The sequence below is a fragment of the Microbacterium sp. C23T genome (genome assembly GCF_053345975.1).
On sequence record NZ_JBKFBD010000032.1, the window covers coordinates 31,722 to 51,036 of the forward strand.

The following is a 19,315-nucleotide window of genomic DNA, read 5'->3' on the forward strand; positions in this document are numbered from 1 at the left end:
TCCGCCCCGTGGTGCCGCCACGGGGCGGACGACGCTTTCCCGGGCGCGCCGGGGTACGTTTGCCCTGCAGGTCTGCACCGACGAGGAGAAGAATGACGGATGCCCCCTCCCCGCGCCACGCGACGATCGAGGACGTCGCGCGGACGGCCGGCGTCTCTCGTGCCGCCGTGTCGAAGGTGCTGCGCAACGCCTACGGCGTGAGCGACGGGATGCGCGAGCGGGTGACGGCCGCGATGACCGAGCTGAACTACCGTCCGCGGATCGCGGCGCGGGCGATGCGCGGACGCACGTACACGCTCGGCATCGAGCTTCCGGATCTGGCCAACCACTTCTTCGCGCGGATCGCACGCGGTGCCACGAGCGCCCTCGAAGGAACGCCGTACCAGCTCATCATCGCCCCGGCCGAAGCCGGGTCGCGCGAGGGCCTGCGGGCGCTCGAGGCGCTGGTGGACCGTCAGGTGGACGGCGTCATCGCGGTGTCGCCGCGCGTCGACGAAGCGGGGCTGGAGCGGATCTCCGGTTCCGTACCCGTCGTCATGTTCGGGCGCCACGACACCTCCGACCGGTATGACGTGGTCGCGGGCGACGACGCCGCGGGGGCCCGTGCGGCGATGCAGCACCTGCTCGACCTCGGCCACCGCCGGATCGCGCATCTCACCCTGCACGAATCCGGCGCCTTCGAGCCGTTCCCGCACGGCGTGCGCCTGCGCGAGTACGAGGCGGCCATGGCGGACGCGGGGCTCGGCGCGCACGCCGCGGTCTGGCGCACCGACGAGGGCGAGGGTCCGTCCTCGGACGTCGTTCGCCGCATGCTCGCGGACGGGACGACGGCCACCGCCGTGTTCGCGGCCCACGACGAACTCGCCTTCGGTGCGATGCGCGCCGCGAAGGAGGCCGGGGTGCCGCTCGCCGTGGTCGGGTACGACGACGTTCCCATGGCCTCTCACCCCGCGCTCGGGCTCACGACCGTGCACCAACCTGGTGAAGCGATGGGCGCGCGTGCCGTCGAGATGCTGCTGGAGCGCATCGCCGGGCGCACCGAGGCGATGCACGAGATCTTCGAGATCGAGCTGAAGGTGCGCACCTCCACGCGCGCTCCTTCGAGCTGAGGGGGATCAGCGCGCCGCGACCACCGCGTTGTCGAGCTCGTCGAGATCGACGCCCGGCCGCTCGGCCTGGTTGGTGAGCAGCACGAAGGCGACGCCCGCGCTCGGGTGCACCCAGAACTCGGTGCCCGCCCATCCGCCGTGGCCGTACACGTCGCGGTCGATGAGGCCGGGGGCGCGCGTGCGCAGGTTCCAGGTGAAGCCCCAGTCCTGCCCGCGCTCGGCGGGGTACGGCTCGAGGCGCGGGATGTCTCCGGTGAGCGGGCGGAGCATCATCGCGAGGGTCGCCGGCTGCACGACGCCGCCGGCCTCGCCCTGCCCGATGCGCAGCAGCGCCGAGCCGAGCGCGAGGAGATCGCTCGCCGTGCCGATCATGCCCGCGCCGGGGTTGCGGTGGCTCGCGAATCCGCGCATGTCCAGGCCCAGACGCTCTGCGTCGACCACCGTGTGCGGCTCGACGGCCGGGTCCAGCGTGAAACCGCTCGCGCCGAGCGCGGCAGCCCACTCCGTGACGTCGGCATCCCATGTCCGTCCGGTGGTGTGGCGCACGAGTTCGGCGATGCCGTTGAACGCCACCGTCGAGTAGCGCGAGGCGATGCCGGCGGCGAAGTCGCGGCCCGGCGCGAGCAGTGCGGCGCGCAGCCCCTCGGCGGGGTCGAGCGTGGGTTCGCGGATGCCGGAGGTGTGGCTCGCGAGGTGGCGAAGGCGCACGACGTCGTCCCGGCCGGCTCCGAACGCGGGTAGCGCTGCGCTGAGCGGCGTCTCGGTGGTGAGCAGGCCGCGCTCGATCGCGCGTGCGGCGGTGAGGCCGGTGAGCACCTTGGTGATCGAGAACAGCCAGTACGGATCCTCGACCTGTGCCGTCCGCCCGTCGGTCGCGCCGAACGCGTCGAGCGCGACGACGCCGTCGGCGGTCGCGACACCCAGGACCGCGCTGGGCAGGCGTCCCGCCTCCACATGCCGTCGCGCCCAGTCGAATGCTGCCCCGTAGCCGGTCACGAGCGGGGCTCGTACCGCTCGGGAGACACGGATGCCGCCACCACGCGCCGCAGGTCCTCGAGAGACGCGTCGGGGCCGAACCACCCGTGGGCGCGCGCCTGCACGAGCACGTTGCCGAGCGCGGTCGCCTCGACCGGGCCGGCGAGTACGGGAAGGCCCGAGCGGTCGGCGGTCGCCTGGCACAGCAGCCGGTTGAGGGCGCCGCCGCCGACGATGTGGATCACGTCGATGTTCCTGCCCGAGAGCCGAGCGGCTGTCGCGAGCGCGTCCGCGAATGCCTGCGCGATGCTCTCGACGATCGTGCGAGCGAACGCCGCGCGGGTCGCCGGCACCGACGCACCGCTCTCGCCGAGCACCGCCGCGATGCGCGCGGGCATGTCGCCAGGGGCCGACAGTCGCGGGTCGTTGGCGTCGAACAGCGCGATGTCGCCGGACACGGATGCCGCGGCATCCAGCAATCCGGGAAGGTCGATCGCCGCGCCGTCCTCGGCCTCCCACGTGCGCACGGCCTCGCTCAGCAGCCAGAGGCCGGTGACGTTGTGGAGGAAGCGCACGCGTCCGTCCACGCCGCCCTCGTTCGTGAAGTTCGCCTCGCGGGCCGCGTCGCTGACGACGGGCTGGTCGAGCTCGACGCCGACCAGGCCCCACGTGCCGCACGAGATGTAGGCCGCATCGGGGGTGCTGAGCGGCACCGCGACGACGGCCGAGGCGGTGTCGTGCGAGCCGACCGCGATCACCTCGAGCGCCGCGCCCACGCGCTCGCGCGCTTCGCCGTGGAGGGTGCCGAGGGGGGCGCCGGGATCGACGAGCTCGGGAAGCACGGATGCCGGAACCCCCAGCTTCGCGGCGAGCTCGAGGTCCCAGGTGCCGGTGTTCACGTCGACCAGCCCGGTCGTCGACGCGTTGGTGCGCTCGGCGACGCGCGCGCCGGTCAGCAGGAACGCGACGAGATCGGGCACGAGCAGCGCGGAGCTCGCGTCCTGCAGCGCCGTCTCGACGACGTACTGGTAGAGCGTGTTGAACGGCAGGAACTGCAGCCCGTTGCGGCGGTAGAGCTCGTCGAACGGCACCCGTGCGTGCACCATCTCGACGCCGCGCGCGGTGCGCTCATCGCGATAGTGGAACGGCTCGCCGAGCAGCTCCTCGCCGTTGACCAGGCCGTAGTCGACGGCCCACGAGTCGATGCCGATGCTCGCGATGCCGGGCTCACGACGCAGCGCCTCGGCGAGGCCGTCGACGATGTGGCGGTACAGCGCCGAGAAGTCCCAGTGCAGGGAGTTGTCGGCCCCGGGCACGGGACCGTTCGGGAATCTCGACACCTGCTCGAGGCGCAGCATCCCGTCGTCGACGTAGCCGAGCATCACACGTCCGCTGGTCGCGCCGAGATCGACGGCGGCGACGACGCCGCCGCGGACGGGGGCGGCGTCTGCCGCAGCCCCGGTCGCTGAGCCTGTCGAAGCGTCCGTCATCGCAGGAACGCGGCGGCGACGCCGGAGTCGACGGGGATGTGGAGGCCCGTGGTGCGGCTGAGCTCGGGGCCGGTGAGGACGTACACCGCGTCGGCGACGTTCTCGGGCACGACCTCGCGCTTGAGGATGGTGCGGTTGGCGTAGAACTGGCCGAGGTCCTCTTCCTTGACCCCGTACGTCGCGGCGCGGTTGGCGCCCCAGCCGGCGGCGAAGATGCCCGAGCCGCGCACGACGCCGTCGGGGTTGATGCCGTTGACGCGCACGCCGTGCTCGCCGAGCTCGACCGCGAGCAGGCGCACCTGGTGGGCCTGGTCGGCCTTGGTGGCCGAGTACGCGATGTTGTTCGGTCCGGCGAAGACGGAGTTCTTCGACGAGATGTAGATGACGTCGCCGCCGAGCTTCTGGTCGATGAGGATCTTCGCGGCGGCCTTCGACACGAGGAAGGAGCCCTTGGCCATGACGTCGTGCTGCAGGTCCCAGTCCTTCTCGGTGGTCTCCAGCAGCGGCTTCGACAGCGACAGGCCGGCGTTGTTGACGACGAGGTCGACCCCGCCGAACGCGAGCACCGCGGCGTCGAACGCCGCCTGGATGGCGTCGGCGTCGGCGACGTTCGCGGCCACGCCGATGGCGACGTCCGTGTTGCCGAGCTCGGCCGCGGCGGCCTGCGCCTTCTCGAGGTCGAGGTCGGCGACGATCACGCACGCGCCCTCGGCGGCCAGGCGGACGGCGATGGCCTTGCCGATGCCGGATGCGGCGCCCGTGACGAGCGCGATGCGGCCCTGGTGGGTCTTGGGCTTGGGCATGCGCTGGAGCTTCGCCTCTTCGAGGGCCCAGTACTCGATGCGGAACTTCTCGGCGTCGGAGATCGGCGAGTAGGTCGACAGCGCCTCGGCGCCGCGCATCACGTTGATCGCGTTGACGTAGAACTCGCCGGCGACGCGGGCCGTCTGCTTGTTCGCGCCGTACGAGAACATGCCGACGCCGGGGATGAGGACGATGAGCGGGTCGGCGCCGCGGATCGCGGGCGACTCGGCGGTCGCGTGCGCGTCGTAGTAGGCCTGGTAGTCGGCGCGGTACTCCTCGTGCAGCTCGTGCAGGCGCGCGATGGAGTCCTCGACCGAGGCGTCGGCCGGCAGGTCGAGGATGAGCGGCTTGACCTTGGTGCGCAGGAAGTGGTCGGGGCAGCTGGTGCCGAGCGCGGCGAGCTCGGGCGCGCGCTCCGAGGCGAGGAAGTCGGTGACGACCTCGGCGTCGGTGAAGTGGCCGACCATCGGCTTGTCGGTCGACGCGATCCCGCGGATGGTCGCGGCGAGCGCGGCGGCCTTGGCGCGGCGCTCGGTCTCGGGAAGGGCCTCGAAGCCGGCACGCACGCCGCCGAAGGGCTCGGCCTTGCCGTTGGCGTCGATGTACGCCTGGGCGGTCTCGATGATCCAGAGCGAGTTCTGCTCGGCCTCCTCGGACGTGTCGCCCCACGCGGTGATGCCGTGTCCGCCGAGGATCGTGCCGATGGCTTGCGGGTTCGCCTTCTTGATCTCGGAGATGTCGAGACCGAGCTGGAAGCCGGGGCGGCGCCACGGCACCCACACGACCTTGTCGCCGAAGATCTTCGCGGTCAGCTCCTCGCCGTCGGCGGCGGTCGCGATCGCGATGCCCGAGTCGGGGTGCAGGTGGTCCACGTGGTTCGCGTCGACGAGCCCGTGCATGGCGGTGTCGATCGAGGGGGCGGCCCCGCCCTTGCCGTGCAGGCAGTAGTCGAACGCGGCGACCATCTCGTCCTCGCGGTCCACACCCGGGTAGACGTTCACGAGCGAGCGGAAGCGGTCCAGGCGCAGCACCGCGAGGCCGGACTCCTTGAGCGTGCCGAGGTCGCCGCCCGAGCCCTTGACCCACAGCAGCTCGACGGGCTCACCGGTGACCGGGTCGGTCTCGGTGCCCTTCGCCGACGTGTTGCCGCCGGCGTAGTTCGTGTTCTTCGGGTCGGCGCCGAGGCGGTTCGACCGGGAGATGAGGTCGGAGACGGCCGGGTTGGTCATGATGCGTTCCTTCTGATGTGGCTGGGGCGCTCAGGCGAGCGAAGCGGTGACGGGCTGGGGCGGCTGGCGGGGAGGGCGGTGAGACGGGTCGCGAAGCGCTCGATGGTGACGGATGCTGCGGCCTCGTGCGGACGGTTCAGATGGCCGTGCTCGGTGCCGGGCTCGGTCACGACCTCGATCGGACGGCCGGCGGCGCGCAGGGATGCGGCGAACGCCTCGCCCGAGACGCGGAGCTCGTCGACGTCGCCGTTGACGATGAGGGTCGGCGGGAACTGCACGAGGTCGACGGGGCGGGCGAGGCCCGGGATTGCGCCGAGCGGGGCACGCTCGACGGAGCCGCCGAGGTAGTTCTCGTACATGGCGCGCACCAGGTCGGCGCCGAAGCGGTCGGCCTCGGGCTGTGCGTCGAGCGCGGCGCGGAGCGCGGCATCGGGCGCCGGCTGCACGGCGAGCAGAGTCGGGTACGCGAGCAGCGCGAGCGCGGGGAGCGCCGCGCGCCGCTCGATGAGGCGCAGCGTCGCACCCGCGGCGAGGTTGCCGCCGGCGCTCGTGCCGCCGATGGCGATGCGGTCGCGATCGACGCGGAGGCGGCCGGCATTCTCGGCGAGCCACGACCAGGCCGTGAGGACGTCGTCGGATGCCGCGGGGTAGTGGTGTCCGCCGGGGGACCGGCCCGCAGCATCCGTCCATCCGGCCGGAACGGGGGCGAGGCGGTAGTCGACCGACACGACCGTCGTGCCCCGCGCGGCGAGCTGAGACGCCACCCAATCGGACTCGGGCATGTCGAGGTCGCCGAAGGCGAAGGCGCCGCCGTGCGCCCACACGAGTCCGGTGCCGTTCGGCTCCCGCGCGGGATAGACGCGCACGAGTCCGTCGGCGGCGGAGTAGGGCTCGCTCATGAGGTCCTTCGGGTTCGGGCCGGCAGCGGTGCCGGGATCGAAGTGGTGCACCGGGGGCGCGAGGATCGGCATCCCACGCCCCCGGTGGGCTTGTGCGGGGGCTACGCGCCCCAGCCGGCCTGCGTGCCGCCGACGCGGTCCGCGGCGATCTTCTGCTGGTAGCCGGATGCCGCGTATGCGGCCATCGGGTCGGCGGCGAGTCCGCGCGACTCGCGCCACTCGGCGAGCGCCGGACGCACGTCGGTGTAGAACGCGTCCATGAAGACGGCGTTCGCGGCGAGCACGTCGTTCGCCTGTTGCGCGGCGGCGAGCGCGTCGCGGTCGACGAGGAGCGCGCGGGCGGTCATCTCCTGGACGTTGAGCACCGAGCGGATCTGCCCGGGGATCTTGTCCTCCACGTTGTGGCACTGGTCGAGCATGAACGCCACGTCGGGGTTGTTCAGGCCGCCGCCGCGCACGACCTCGAAGATGATGCGGAACAGCTGGAACGGGTCGGCTGCGCCCACGATGAGGTCGTCGTCGGCGTAGAAGCGCGAATTGAAGTCGAACGAGCCGAGCTTCCCGAGGCGCAGCAGCTGCATGACGATGAACTCGATGTTGGTGCCCGGAGCGTGGTGGCCGGTGTCGAGGCAGACCATCGCCTTGTCGCCGAGCGAGGCGACCTGGGCGTAGGAGGTGCCCCAGTCCGGAACGTCGGTGTGGTAGAACGCCGGCTCGAAGAACTTGTACTCGAGCACGAGACGCTGCTCCTCGCCGAGCCGGTCGTAGATCTTCTGCAGCGAGTCCTGCAGGCGGTCCTGACGGGCGCGGATGTCGGCCTGCCCCGGGTAGTTCGAGCCCTCGGCGAGCCAGATCTTGAGGTCGCGCGAGCCGGTGGCATCCATGATGTCGATGCACTCGAGGTGGTGGTCGATCGCCTTGTTGCGGATGCGGTCGTCGTGGTGCGTGAGCGCCCCGAACTTGTAGTCCTCGTCCTGGAAGGTGTTCGAGTTGATGGTGCCGAGCTCGACGCCCAGGTCTTCCGCGTGGCGGCGCAGGTCGGAGTAGTCGTCGACCTTGTCCCACGGGATGTGCAGGGCCACGCTCGGCGCGAGCTTCGTGTAGGCGTTGACCTGCGCGGCATCCGCGATCTTCTCGTACGGGTCGCGCGGCGTGCCGGGCGTCGTGAACACGCGGAAGCGCGTGCCGGAGTTGCCGAACGCCCAGCTGGGCAGCTCGATGCCCTGGCCCTCGAGAGCGGACTGGATGTCGGGTGACAGCGTCGTCATGATGCGGTGCCTTCTTCGGTGGTGTCGGTCGCCGTGCCCCGGGCTGCGGCGAGTTGGTCGTGCAGATTGAAGATCTCGGTGAGCGGGGTGGCCGCCTGGTCGGGCCGGCCCTCGAGGCCGACGAAGAACCGGCCCATCTCGGCCTCCCAGCGCGCGGCGACCTCGGAACCGGCGAGGTAGGTCTGTGCGGCCTCGTCATCGTCGGTCTCGTAGTAGCCGATCAGGCGTCCGCCTTCGCCCAGGAAGAGCGAATAGTTGCGGCGACCCGAGGCGGCGATCTCGGCGAGCATCTCGGGCCACACCGGCGTGTGGCGGGCGACGTACTCGTCCAGCAGTTCGGGTCGCACCGTCAGCTGGAAGCAGACGCGCTTCGTCGCGGTCGCGCTGGTCATGGGTGGGACGCCTCTCGGGTGGGCGGCGATGTCGGCTGCGACACCCCCGGTGCGATGAATCGTTTCAACGATAAACGGCGAGTTCGCTTTCCGCAAGTGGGAGAGCGCTTTCCCTCGAATCGTACGCCGTGGGTGACGATGTGTCGATAGCGTGAGAGCCGATTCGACGCGAGGGAGCACGGATGGAGCATCAGGAGCGGGCGCTGGCCGCCTATGTCGAGTCCGTACGGGAGCAGCCCGGGGCTCTGGGAGTGGTGCTCGTGGGATCGGTCGCCCAGGGCAGGGAGCGCGAGGACTCCGACGTCGACGTGTATCTCGTCGTCGACGAGGAGCGCTTCGGGGCCGAGACCGCGCAGGGGCGCTTCGCCTGGGTCGAACGACGCGACCTGGACTACCCCGGCTCGTACATCGACATCAAGCTCGTGAGTCCGTCGTATCTCACCACGGCCGTCGAGAAGGCCGACGACCCGACGCGGGCGTCGTTCCTCGGCGCGCGGGTGGCCTGGAGCGTGGTCCCGGGACTCGACGAGACGATCGCCCGCATCGTCGAGCTTCCGGACGAGGTGTGGGACGACCGCGTGCGCTCGTTCGTCGCGCAGACCCACCTGTACGGCGGCTACTTCCTGCGTCAGGCGGTCGAGCGTGGCGACGGATTCCTCCGCCGCCACGCCGGACTCCACCTGGCGCTGGCCGCCGCGCGTGCGGCGCTCGCGGCGAACCGTGTCATGCTTCCCGGTCCCAAGTACGTCTCGAAGCTGGTCCACGCCGTTCCGACGCCCGCAGGCTTCGTCGAGGCCTGGAATCAGGTCGTCGACGAGCCCGGCATCGAGGTCGCGGACGAGCTGATGCGGATCCTCGACGAGTGGGTCGGGGACGGCCTCACCCCCGACGAGGCGCTGTCGACGTTCATCCGCGACAACGAACTCGCCTGGCTCCGGGGGAGTGTCCCCGCGGAGTTCTGGTGAAGCCACCGCCCATCACCCCTTGACCGCTCCGCTGGTCATGCCCGCGACGATCTGTCGGTTGAAGAAGATGTACATGATGAGCGGCGGGATGGTCGTCAGCAGGATGTACATGAACAGAAGGTTGAACTGGCTCACGGTCTGGCTCTGGAAGTTGTACAGGCCGAGCTGCACCGTGGGGTAGTCGTTGCCGGGCAGGAAGTACAGCGGGTTCTGGAAGTCGCTGAACACGAACACCGCCTGCACCACGATGACCGTGACGATCACGGGCTTGAGCAGCGGCAGCACGACCGTGAAGAACAGTCGCATCGGGCCCGCGCCGTCGATGATCGCGGCCTCGTCGAGTTCGCGGGGGATCGTGGCGACGAAGGCGCGGAACAGCAGCACGCAGAATGCGAGCCCGTACGTCGCCTCGATCAGGATCATGCCGGGGATCGTCTTGAACAGTCCGACGCCCTGCAGCACCCAGATCGTGGGAACGACCGCGGGGGGCACGATGAGCGCCGCGAGAACGGCGAAGTTGATGAACGGGTTGAGCTTCGTGCGCTTGCGCTGAAGGACGTATCCCACCATCGCGGCGAGGACGACCATGATGGCGCAGCTGAAGACGGTGATGACGGTCGACCAGAGGAAGGCCCACAGCACCTGGTAGTCGTTCTTCTCGATCACCTCGACGAGGTTCGGCCAGAACTGCCATTCGGTGGGGAGGCTGAACTGGACGAGGCCCGCTTCCTTCGAGTCCTTCGCGGACTGCAGGAACACGAACACGAAGGGTACGAGGAAGACCACGACGGAGACGATGATCGCGATGATGCCGACCAGGTACTTGCGCATCCATCGACGCGCCGTCATCGGGCGCCGGTCCTCCCGTGGGGCGCGGCCGCCGCGGAGCTTGCGGGCGTCGGCGGTGGTGAGGGTCTCGGTGACGGTCACAGCTCCGCCTCCCTTCTGTTGAGGAACCACGAGACCGGCACCATCACCGCCGTGACGACGATGAAGAGGATGACGTTGCCCGCGGTGGACAGGCCGAAGAAGCCCGCCTGGTACTGCTTGTAGATGACGGAGGCGATCACGTCGCTGGAGAAGCCGGGACCGCCCTTGGTCATCGCCCAGATCATCGCGAACTCCCGGAGGCCGCCGATGAGGGAGAGGATGATCACGGTCGCGGTCGCGGGGCGCACGAGCGGCAGCGTGATGTTCCGGAAGATCGACCACGCGCCCGCGCCGTCCATGCGCGCCGCCTCGAAGTACTCGTGGGGAATCGCGACGATGCCGGCCATGAAGATGAGGGTCGCGATCCCGACGCCCTTCCAGATGTCGACGCCCGCGACGGTCAGCAGGGCGAGGCTCGGGTCGGTGTACCAGCCGGGCTCGGGGAGGTTGAAGAACCCGAGGACGTTGTTCACGACGCCGTGGAACGGGTCGAGCAGCGCCTTGAAGGTGAGGCCGACGCCGATCGTGGAGACGAGGACCGGGAAGAACACGACGGCGCGCAGGTAACCGCGGCCGAGGATGGGCCCGGTCAGGAGCAGCGCGAGCGCCAGCCCCAGCACGACCTTCGACGCCGAGGTGACGAAGCCGTAGATGAAGGTGTTGATGAAGCCCTGGACGAGCTGGGGCTCCTGGAAGAACTGGACGAAGTTGTCGAAGCCGATGAACTCGACGTTGAAAAGGGTCCAGCGGGTGAGCGAGAAGTAGAACGACGCGAACGTCGGCACCGCGAAGAACACGAGGAACAGCACGGCGGCGGGGATGTAGAACCAGCTGGGGTACGGGCTTCGGATGCCCTTGCGCTTCTTCTGCCCGGAGGTGCCCTTGGTGGCGGGTGGGGCCGCTCCGGTCGGCGCGACTGCGGTCGTCATTTTCACTCCTTCGTGAAACGGGGCCGGCGGCGTGGCCGCCGGCCCCGGTCTTACTTGTTCTCAGTGAACCCGGTGCCTGATCACCAGCCCGGGAGACCCAGCTGCTGGGCCTGCTTCTTCACATCGTCGTCGTACTGCGCCGCGCCGTCCTCGGCGCCCGTGATTCCGGAGCCGACCGCGACGGTGATGTTCTCGAGGTTCGGTCCCTTGATGGGGGAGAGGAACTCGAGAGCAGACCCGGTGGCGTCGGAGTCGAAGTACGCCTGGATGTCGTTCACGAGGTCGGGCACATCGCTGGGCAGCGTGCAGGCGCTCGTGACGTACGGGCCGGCGATGGAGCCGCCCTCGTTCTGGACCTGGCAGCCGTCCTTCGAGTTGGCGAATGCCACGAACTTCTTGGCGGCGTCGAGCTTGTCGCCCTCGGTGGACTTGGCGATGTAGATGGCGTTCGGCTGCCACATCGTGATCGCGGTGTCCGCGGCGTCCGCTGCCGGCAGGGCGAACACGCCGATGTCGTTCACCAGGTCGGGGTTGTCCTGCTGGACCTGCGAGATGGTCGCCGACAGCATCGGGTACTGCGCGCCCGTGCCTTCCGCCAGAGCGTTCATCGCCTGGGCGTTGGTCATCGACGCAAAGTCCTCGTTGAGCAGGCCCTTCTCGAAGACCTCGGCGCCGTGGGTGAAGCCCGCCAGTGCCGGCTCTTCGACGTACTTGGCCTTCGGGTCGTTGGCGGTGTACTCCTCGGCCCAGTCGGGGTTGACCTTCGAGACGTTCGCGAAGTCGCCGAGGACGAACAGCTGGCTGGTCCAGGTGTCGCCGAAGGACTGCAGGATCGGGGCGACGCCGCCGCCGTCGGACTTGATCTTCTCGCTGTTCGCGATGAACTCGTCCCACGTCGTGGGGACCTCGAGGCCGAGCTTCTCGTAGACCTTCTTGTTGTAGAGCACCGCGCCGGCGAACGACGTGCCCCAGGGCGCGCCGTAGAGTCCGTTGTCGGTCGACACGACGGCCTTGAAGTCGTCGGTGAGGTCCTTGACCCAGTCCTCGTCGCTGAGGTTCACCAGCGTCTGGTCGGGGTTCAGCGCCTGCATGAGCGAGCCCGAGTTGTAGTGGAAGACGTCGTTCATCGAGTCCGTCGACAGCTTGGTCTTCATGAGGTTGTCACCCTCGGTGCCGCCGGGCTGCGTCTCGAGCTTGACGGTGATGTCGGGGTTGGCCTTCTCGAAGGCCGCGATGAGCGCCTTGGCCTGGTTGGTGTTGGCGTCGTCGCTCTGGGTGAGATAGCTGATCTCGACCTTGCCGTCGTTGGAACCGCCACCACCGCTGCACGCGGCCAGCGGCACGGCGAGTGCCACCACTCCCGCGGTTGCGAGGAGCACTCTCCGGGTGGAAGAGCTCTTCATCTTTACCTCCTTGTAAAGCCGAGCGGATGGTCCGCCCACGCTGCCGGATTCCCTGGTGCTGCGTTGATCGACTCGCTGCCCGGGTGGCATTGAAACCATTCAACCCTCGTAAGGTACGTCCGTTCCGGCACGGGGTCAACAGTGGGATCCGAACTGATCCGTCACGATCGTGTAACGGTCTACACTTCGATTGACAACGAGCGTGAATCGTTTCACGATGGTCGAGCGGGTCGGCGACGCGGCCGACCGCCGAAAGGACTCAGCCATGACGGCTCTTCCCTCTGCCTCCGCAGTCGATCCCGGCGTGCGGGTCGCCGGACTGCGCACCCAGCACGGCGCCGGATTGCTCGGCGTGCCGCGCACCGGGCTCCGCCTCAGCTGGCGTGCCGAGAGCGACGATCCCGATGCCCGTCTCGTCGGCTATCAGGTGGCAGAAGGCGCTGAGGGAGCCGAGCCCACGCCTGCGGAGCCGGTCGCCGACTCCCGGACGGTCGGCATCGCGGTTCCGGGAGAGCTCGCCGCCCGCGAGCGCCGCGCCTTCTCCGTGCGCGTCGCCACGCCGCGCGGGTGGAGCGCGTGGAGCGAGCCGCTGGTCGTCGAAGCCGGCGTCGACGGACCGGAGCTCGAGGCATCCGTCATCGGCGCCGACACCCCCGCCGACGGACCCGTGCCGCTGCTCCGGACCGAGTTCGTCGTCGACGAGGTGCCGACCGCCGCCCGGCTGCGCCTGAGCGCGCTCGGTCTCGTCGATGCGTGGATCAACGGCGTCCGCGCGACCGACGCCCTCCTCACGCCGGGGTGGACGTCGTACCAGGAGCGCATCGTCGTCGACACGCTCGACGTCACGTCCCTCTTGCGGGCCGGCGCGAACGTCATCGTCCTCGCCGTCGCCGACGGCTGGTACCGCGGCAGCTTCGGCTTCGCCCGCCGCCAGGCCATCTACGGCGACCGCACCGGCGCGCTCGCGCAGGTGGAGGCCGACGGCGAGATCGTCGCGAAGACGGATGCCTCGTGGCAGACCGGGTTCGGACCGCTCCGCAGCGCCAGCATCTACGACGGCACCCTGACCGACCTGCGCCTCGACGACCCCACCGTGCACGAGCCCGGGTTCGCGGGCGACGGCTGGGTCGCAGCATCCGTCGTCGATGTCGACTCCGCGCGATTCGAACCCCGCTCGGCGCCGCCGGTGCGCGTGGTGGCGGAGCTGCCGATGGCGCTCACACCGCACGACGGACGCACGCGTCTGGACGGCGGGCAGAACCTGTCGGGTTGGGTGCGCCTGGTGGTGCGCGGCCGCGCGGGCGATGTCGTCACCGTCCGCCACGCCGAGGTGCTCGAGCCCTCGGGCGACCTGCACGTCAAGGCGCTGCGGTCGGCGAAGGCCACCGACGTCTACACGCTCGATCGCGACGGCGAGCACACGCTGGAGCCCGCGTTCACGTTCCACGGCTTCCGCTACGCCGACGTCGAGGGCGCCGAGGTCGTCTCGGCGACGGCGGTCGCGATCTCGAGCGATCTCGCGCCGCGGAGCACCTTCTCGTCGTCGCATGAGGCGCTCGACCGGTTCCACTCGAACGTCTTCTGGTCGCAGCGCGACAACTTCGTGTCGGTGCCCACCGACTGCCCGCAGCGGGACGAGCGTCTTGGCTGGACCGGCGACGCGCAGGCGTTCGCGGCGACGGCGAACACGCTCATGGACACCGAGTCGTTCTGGATGTCGTGGCTGCGCGATCTCGAGATCGACCAGACCGACGAGGGCGGCGTGCCCGCCGTCGTGCCCGACATCATCCGCCCGCAGGACATGCTCATGGGCGGCGTGCCCACCGAGAACATGGGCCGCGCCGGATGGGCGGATGCCGCCACCATCGTGCCGCTCGCGGTCTACGAGTCGTACGGCTCGACGGAGGTGCTCGCGCGTCAGCGCAGCAGCATGCGGCGCTGGGTGGAGCACCTGCGCCGCCGCGCCGGCGACGGCGTCGTGCTGCCGGGCGGCGACTTCCAGTTCGGCGATTGGCTCGACCCCGACGCCCCCGGTGAGCGGCCCTGGGAGGCCAAAGTCTCGAGCGACTTCGTCTCGAACGCCTTCTACTCGTGGTCGGCACGCCTGCTCGCCCGCGCCGAGCGCATCCTCGGCGACGCCGAGAACGCCGGCGACTACGAGGCCCTCGCCGACCACGTCGGAGCCGCGACCTTCGAACGCTGGGGCGAGGAGGCGATCCGCACGCAGAGCGGTGCGGCGATCGCCCTCGAATTCGCCCTGGCGCCGGCCGAGCGCCGCTCCGAGATCGCGGACGCGCTCGCCGAGAACGTGCGCCGCGAGAACGGCCGCATCGCGACCGGATTCCTCGGCACGCCCCTCGTGCTGTTCGCGCTGTCGAACTCGGGCCACCTCGACGAGGCGTACCTCATGCTGCTGCGCCGTGACGCCCCGTCGTGGCTCTACCAGGTGGACCGCGGCGCGACGACGGTGTGGGAGCGCTGGGACGCCATCCTCCCCGACGGCAGCATCCACTCCGGCGCCATGGACGCGCTCCCCACCGAGGATGCCTCGGAAGAGGACACCGGCATGCTGTCGTTCAACCACTACGCGTACGGCGCGATGATCGACTGGGTGTACCGCACGGTGGCGGGTCTCGCGCCGGACGCCGAAGACCCCGGCTACCGCACGGTGCACGTGGCTCCTCGCCCGGCCGTGGGACTCGAGCACGCCTCGGCGTCGATCCAGACCCCGCAGGGGCGTCTCGCGATCGACTGGCGCGTCGACGGCGACGTCTTCGAAGCCACCCTCGAGGTGCCCTTCGGCTCGCGTGCCGTGCTCGACCTCCCGGTCACCGCGGGCTCGGAGACGGCCGTCGACGGCGCTCCTGCCCCCACCGAGCTCGGCCACGGCACGCATCGCATCACGGTCACCGCGCCCGCCGTCGCGACGCCCGGCGCCGTCGTCCCGGCCTGATCGCAGCATCCGTCAGCCCTTTCCCCACCCCAGACCACACACCCGAGGAGTGCCATGAGCGGCCCCGTTCCCCACATCGTCATCGACGCGCCGTACCGCAGCGACGTCGTCGCCTCACCCACCCCCGAGATCGGCTGGCGCACCGAGACCGACATCCCCGGCTGGCTGCAGGCCGGGGCCGAGGTCGAGGTCACCCGAGCCGGCGAGGTGTCGTCGCACCGCGTCGACGGCCGGATCTCGACGCGGCTCGCATGGCCGTTCGCCCCGCTCTCCGCGCGCGAGGAGGCCGCGCTGCGCGTGCGGGTCACCGGCGTCGACGGCGTCGAGGGTGACTGGAGCGAGCCGCAGCGCGTCGTCGCCGGGTTCCTCGCCGAGGGGGAGTGGCAGGCCGTGACGATCGGCCTCGCCGCGCCCGCAGCGAACGCGCAGCCCGCGTACCTGCGGTCCGAGTTCGACGTGACCGGTCCGGTGGCACGCGCCACGCTCTACGCGACGGCGCTCGGCGTGTACCAGGTGGCGATCGACGGCATCGACGTCGACGACCAGGTGATGAAGCCCGGCTGGACGCCGTATGCGCACCGCACCATCCACGAGACCACCGATGTGACCCGTCTCGTCGCGGAGGGCCACAACGCCATCGGCGTGCGCCTGGCCGGCGCGTGGGCGACGGAGAGCTTCGGATTCCGCGAGAACGCGCGTCCCCTCTACGCCGACCAGCCGCGCTTCGCGGGTCAGCTGCTCATCGAGTACGCCGACGGGTCGAGCGAATGGATCGTCACGGATGCCTCGTGGCAGGCGTCCACCGGACCCCTCACGGCGAGCGGGCTCTACGCGGGCGAGGACCACGACGCCCGGCTCGCCCTCGTCGACCGCGACGGCCGGGGCTTCGCCGAGGCGGGGTACGCCGCAGACGACTGGGCGCCGGTCGCCGAGCTCGACGCGCTGCGCGCGCCCGAGGCTCGCGTGTCGCCGTTCGTGCGACGCATCGAAGACCTCGCGGTGCGCGAGGTCATCACCACCCCGAGCGGCAAGACGGTCCTCGACTTCGGCCAGAACCTGGTCGGGCGCCTCCGGATCCGCGTGTCGGGTCCCGCAGGCTCCGTCATCACGCTGCGGCACGCCGAAGTGCTCGAGGACGGCGAGCTCGGCACGCGGCCGCTGCGCGCGGCCGCCGCGACCGACCACTACACACTGTCGGGCCAGGGCGCCGAGGAGTGGGAGCCCGAGTTCACGTTCCACGGCTTCCGCTACGCCCAGATCGACGGGTGGCCGGGCGAGTTCGACCCGTCCGCCGTCACCGCGGTCGTCATCCACAGCGACATGGAGCGCACCGGCTGGTTCGAGGCATCCCATCCGCTCGTCAACCAGCTGCACGAGAACATCGTGTGGGGCCTGCGCGGCAACTTCCTGTACCTGCCCACCGACTGCCCGCAGCGCGACGAGCGTCTCGGCTGGACGGGCGACATCCAGGTGTTCGCGCCGACGGCGTCGTTCCTCTACGACGTGCGCGGATTCCTCGACTCGTGGCTGCGCGACCTCGCGCTCGAGCAGGTCGATGGCGTGGTGCCGTTCGTCGTGCCGAACGCGCTCGGCGTCGCCCGCCCCGCCGCGGCGTGGGGTGATGCCGCCACGATCGTGCCGTGGGTGCTCCACGAGCGCTACGCCGACGTCGCCACCGTCGAGCGCCAGTACCCGAGCATGAAGGGCTGGGCGGACGTGCTCATCCGGCTGGCCGGCCCGCGCCGGCTATGGGAGGGGATGTTCCAGTTCGGCGACTGGCTCGACCCCGACGCGCCGCCGCATTTGCCCGCCAACGCGAAGACGGATGCCGACATCGTGGCGTCGGCGTACCTCTTCCGGTCTGCGGACGCCGTGGCCCGCGCCGCCGCGCTCCTCGGCAAGGACGACGAGGCCCGGGAGTACGCCCAGATCGCGGAGGAGGTGCGCGCCGCGTTCCTCGCGGAGTACGTGACGCCCGCCGGGCGCATGATGTCGGACGCGCAGACCGCGTACGCGATGGCGATCGTCTTCGACATCGTCCCCGCCGACCAGCAGGAGGTGCTGGGCGCGCGGCTCGCCGAGCTCACGCGACTGTCGGGCTACCGCATCAGCACCGGCTTCGTCGGCACGCCGATCATCCAGGACGCCCTTACGCGCACCGGCAACCTCGAGACCGCGCGCCGCCTCCTGGTGCAGACGGAGAACCCGTCGTGGCTGTACCCCGTCACCATGGGGGCGACCACGATCTGGGAGCGGTGGGACTCGATGCTTCCCGACGGGTCGATCAACCCGGGCGAGATGACGTCGTTCAACCACTACGCGCTCGGCGCCGTCGGCGACTGGCTGCATCGCGTGGTCGCGGGTCTCGCACCCGACGCGCCGGGATACGAGCGCATCCGCATCCAGCCGCGCCCGCTGGCCGAGTTCGACCACGCGTGGGCCGAGCACCTCACGCCGTACGGCACCGCGCGTGCGGGGTGGTCGCGCCAGGACGGCGTCATCCGCGTCGAGGCGACGGTGCCGCCGAACACGACCGCCGTCGTCGTGCTGCCCGACGGGCGCGAGCTCGAGGTCGGCTCGGGAGCCCACGAGTGGGAGGTCGCCGACACCGCGCCGGCGGCCGCCGCATCGCGCATCGGCCTGGACTCGACCCTGGCCGCCGTCATCGACGACCTCGAGGCGTACGAGGCCATCGGCCAGGTGCTCGAGGCGTCGAGCCCCGAGGCCGCGCACGGCTTCCGCACCCACACGAAGTGGTCGGACGCCCGCGAGCTCGGCGAGGCGCTGTTCATGCACGCCGGGCCCGAGACGCAGCAGGAGATCGCCGCGGCGCTCGCCGCGCTGTCGGCGGAGCGCGAAGGGGCGACGGCGGATGCCTGACGGGCGGCTGGGGGAGCGGGCGACCGCTTCCCCGGCTGTGCCCTACACTCACGGACAGCGGAAGGAACTCCTGGGGGTGTCATGGTGGTGAGCGTGCGCGATGTCGCGGCTGCGGCATCCGTCTCCGTCGGCACGGTCTCGAACGTGCTCAATCGACCCGAGAAGGTGTCGCCCGCGACCGTCGAGCGTGTGACGCAGGCGATCGAGGAGCTGGGCTTCGTCCGCAACGACGCGGCCCGGCAGCTCAGAGCCGGGCGCAGCCGCAGCATCGCGCTGATCGTGCTCGACGCCGGCAACCCGTTCTTCGCCGAAGTCGCCCGGGGCGCGGAGGACCGCGCCGCCGAGGCCGGGATGAGCGTGCTGCTCGGCAACAGCGACGAGCGCTCCGACCGCGAGGACGCCTACCTCGACCTCTTCCGCGAGCAGCGGGTGAACGGCGTGCTGGTCACGCCGGTGGACGGCGATCTCGCCGGGCTCGCGCGGCTGCACGCCGGCGGGGTGCCGGTCGTGCTCGTCGACCACGAGGACTCCGAGCGGGCGTTCGGATCGGTCTCGGTCGACGACGTCGAGGGCGGCTACCTCGCGGTCTCGCACCTCCTGTCGACCGGTCGCCGACGCGTCGCCTTCATCGGCGGTCCCCGCACGATCCGCCAGGTGGCGGACCGGCTCGAGGGCGCGCGTCGCGCCGTCGCCGAGGTGGACGGGGCGACCCTCGAGGTCGTCGAGATGTCGGCGCTGTCGGTGCTGCAGGGGCGTGAGGCAGGAGAGCTCCTCCGCGGACGCGCCGCGGCCGACCGGCCGGACGCCGTGTTCGCGGCGAACGACCTGCTCGCCGTCGGGGCGCTGCAGGCGTTCACGCTGATGGCCGATGTGCAGGTGCCGCGCGACATCGCGCTGATCGGCTACGACGACATCGACTTCGCGTCGGCGACGGTCGTGCCGCTGAGCTCGATCCGCCAGCCGGCCCACCTCATCGGGTACACCGCCGTCGACCTGCTCCTCAAGGACCTCGAAGAGCCCGACGGCGACCACGCGCGCACCGTGCGCTTCCAGCCCGAGCTCGTCGTGCGGGAGTCCACGGCGGGCTGA

The 19,315-nt window shown here is 70.6% G+C and carries 14 protein-coding genes; 5 read left to right on the forward strand and 9 right to left on the reverse strand.

From position 1 onward, the window contains the following. Positions 1 to 92 precede the first annotated feature (92 nt). The gene (locus ACLBXX_RS16835) at positions 93 to 1,109 is read left to right on the forward strand and encodes a LacI family DNA-binding transcriptional regulator (protein ID WP_387140994.1); all 1,017 of its coding nucleotides are present in this window, start codon (positions 93 to 95) and stop codon (positions 1,107 to 1,109) included. A 6-nt stretch (positions 1,110 to 1,115) separates the two neighbouring features. On the opposite strand, the gene ACLBXX_RS16840 is transcribed toward ACLBXX_RS16835, so the two are convergent. From ACLBXX_RS16840 to ACLBXX_RS16865, 6 genes are read right to left on the reverse strand one after another with little or no spacing between them, the layout of a single operon-like run. After that, positions 1,116 to 2,105: a serine hydrolase domain-containing protein gene (locus ACLBXX_RS16840; protein WP_447658980.1), complete on the reverse strand. Its 990-nt coding sequence runs from the start codon at positions 2,103 to 2,105 to the stop codon at positions 1,116 to 1,118. Beyond that, entirely contained in the window at positions 2,102 to 3,574 is a 1,473-nt protein-coding gene (locus ACLBXX_RS16845) for a rhamnulokinase (protein WP_447658981.1), read from the reverse strand. Before ACLBXX_RS16845 ends, ACLBXX_RS16840 begins: the two co-directional genes overlap by 4 nt. Beyond that, a complete protein-coding gene (locus ACLBXX_RS16850; protein ID WP_447658982.1) occupies positions 3,571 to 5,607 on the reverse strand; it encodes a bifunctional aldolase/short-chain dehydrogenase in 2,037 nt (678 codons plus the stop codon). The genes ACLBXX_RS16845 and ACLBXX_RS16850 overlap by 4 nt, the downstream gene beginning before the upstream one ends. Beyond that, positions 5,604 to 6,578: an alpha/beta hydrolase fold domain-containing protein gene (locus tag ACLBXX_RS16855; protein ID WP_447658983.1), complete on the reverse strand. Its 975-nt coding sequence runs from the start codon at positions 6,576 to 6,578 to the stop codon at positions 5,604 to 5,606. Before ACLBXX_RS16855 ends, ACLBXX_RS16850 begins: the two co-directional genes overlap by 4 nt. A 29-nt stretch (positions 6,579 to 6,607) precedes the next feature. Beyond that, entirely contained in the window at positions 6,608 to 7,774 is a 1,167-nt protein-coding gene (rhaI, locus tag ACLBXX_RS16860) for an L-rhamnose isomerase (RefSeq protein WP_376013552.1), read from the reverse strand. Further along, the gene (locus ACLBXX_RS16865; protein ID WP_387140976.1) at positions 7,771 to 8,166 is read right to left on the reverse strand and encodes an L-rhamnose mutarotase; all 396 of its coding nucleotides are present in this window, start codon (positions 8,164 to 8,166) and stop codon (positions 7,771 to 7,773) included. The genes rhaI and ACLBXX_RS16865 overlap by 4 nt, the downstream gene beginning before the upstream one ends. A 182-nt stretch (positions 8,167 to 8,348) precedes the next feature. Between ACLBXX_RS16865 and ACLBXX_RS16870 the strand changes: the two genes are divergently transcribed. Next, positions 8,349 to 9,131, forward strand: a complete 783-nt coding sequence (locus tag ACLBXX_RS16870) for a nucleotidyltransferase domain-containing protein (protein ID WP_387140973.1) — start codon at positions 8,349 to 8,351, stop codon at positions 9,129 to 9,131. Positions 9,132 to 9,143: 12 nt separating this feature from the next. Here ACLBXX_RS16870 and ACLBXX_RS16875 read toward each other — a convergent pair whose 3' ends face one another. The 3 genes from ACLBXX_RS16875 to ACLBXX_RS16885 form a co-directional block, all read right to left on the reverse strand. Then, positions 9,144 to 10,061, reverse strand: coding sequence for a carbohydrate ABC transporter permease (locus ACLBXX_RS16875; RefSeq protein WP_387140970.1), 918 nt, complete (start codon positions 10,059 to 10,061; stop codon positions 9,144 to 9,146). Beyond that, the gene (locus ACLBXX_RS16880) at positions 10,058 to 10,990 is read right to left on the reverse strand and encodes a carbohydrate ABC transporter permease (RefSeq protein WP_376013564.1); all 933 of its coding nucleotides are present in this window, start codon (positions 10,988 to 10,990) and stop codon (positions 10,058 to 10,060) included. The genes ACLBXX_RS16875 and ACLBXX_RS16880 overlap by 4 nt, the downstream gene beginning before the upstream one ends. Before the next feature lie 80 nt (positions 10,991 to 11,070). Beyond that, positions 11,071 to 12,393 (reverse strand): ABC transporter substrate-binding protein, encoded by a 1,323-nt coding sequence (locus ACLBXX_RS16885; RefSeq protein WP_387140965.1) that lies wholly within the window; start codon positions 12,391 to 12,393, stop codon positions 11,071 to 11,073. A 265-nt stretch (positions 12,394 to 12,658) separates the two neighbouring features. On the opposite strand from ACLBXX_RS16885, the gene ACLBXX_RS16890 reads away from it, so the two are divergent. The 3 genes from ACLBXX_RS16890 to ACLBXX_RS16900 all read left to right on the forward strand — a co-directional run bounded on the left by ACLBXX_RS16890 (position 12,659) and on the right by ACLBXX_RS16900 (position 19,315). Next, positions 12,659 to 15,346 carry a family 78 glycoside hydrolase catalytic domain gene (locus tag ACLBXX_RS16890; protein ID WP_447658984.1) on the forward strand — a complete coding sequence of 896 codons (2,688 nt, stop codon included), beginning with the start codon at positions 12,659 to 12,661 and terminating at the stop codon, positions 15,344 to 15,346. A 54-nt stretch (positions 15,347 to 15,400) separates the two neighbouring features. Beyond that, a complete protein-coding gene (locus ACLBXX_RS16895; protein WP_447658985.1) occupies positions 15,401 to 18,226 on the forward strand; it encodes a family 78 glycoside hydrolase catalytic domain in 2,826 nt (941 codons plus the stop codon). Positions 18,227 to 18,307: 81 nt separating this feature from the next. Next, complete coding sequence (locus tag ACLBXX_RS16900; RefSeq protein WP_387140956.1) at positions 18,308 to 19,315, forward strand: LacI family DNA-binding transcriptional regulator; 1,008 nt, start codon at positions 18,308 to 18,310, stop codon at positions 19,313 to 19,315.

Bases quoted from the DNA above. Each gene is read 5' to 3' on its own strand.
- ACLBXX_RS16895 (WP_447658985.1), top strand. From the start codon at position 15,401: ATGAGCGGCCCCGTTCCCCACATCGTCATCGACGCGCCGTACCGCAGC.
- ACLBXX_RS16865 (WP_387140976.1), bottom strand. From the start codon at position 8,166: ATGACCAGCGCGACCGCGACGAAGCGCGTCTGCTTCCAGCTGACGGTG.
- ACLBXX_RS16870 (WP_387140973.1), top strand. From the start codon at position 8,349: ATGGAGCATCAGGAGCGGGCGCTGGCCGCCTATGTCGAGTCCGTACGG.
- ACLBXX_RS16845 (WP_447658981.1), bottom strand. From the start codon at position 3,574: ATGACGGACGCTTCGACAGGCTCAGCGACCGGGGCTGCGGCAGACGCC.
- ACLBXX_RS16880 (WP_376013564.1), bottom strand. From the start codon at position 10,990: ATGACGACCGCAGTCGCGCCGACCGGAGCGGCCCCACCCGCCACCAAG.
- ACLBXX_RS16900 (WP_387140956.1), top strand. From the start codon at position 18,308: ATGGTGGTGAGCGTGCGCGATGTCGCGGCTGCGGCATCCGTCTCCGTC.
- ACLBXX_RS16855 (WP_447658983.1), bottom strand. From the start codon at position 6,578: ATGCCGATCCTCGCGCCCCCGGTGCACCACTTCGATCCCGGCACCGCT.
- ACLBXX_RS16890 (WP_447658984.1), top strand. From the start codon at position 12,659: ATGACGGCTCTTCCCTCTGCCTCCGCAGTCGATCCCGGCGTGCGGGTC.
- ACLBXX_RS16835 (WP_387140994.1), top strand. From the start codon at position 93: ATGACGGATGCCCCCTCCCCGCGCCACGCGACGATCGAGGACGTCGCG.
- rhaI (WP_376013552.1), bottom strand. From the start codon at position 7,774: ATGACGACGCTGTCACCCGACATCCAGTCCGCTCTCGAGGGCCAGGGC.
- ACLBXX_RS16850 (WP_447658982.1), bottom strand. From the start codon at position 5,607: ATGACCAACCCGGCCGTCTCCGACCTCATCTCCCGGTCGAACCGCCTC.
- ACLBXX_RS16885 (WP_387140965.1), bottom strand. From the start codon at position 12,393: ATGAAGAGCTCTTCCACCCGGAGAGTGCTCCTCGCAACCGCGGGAGTG.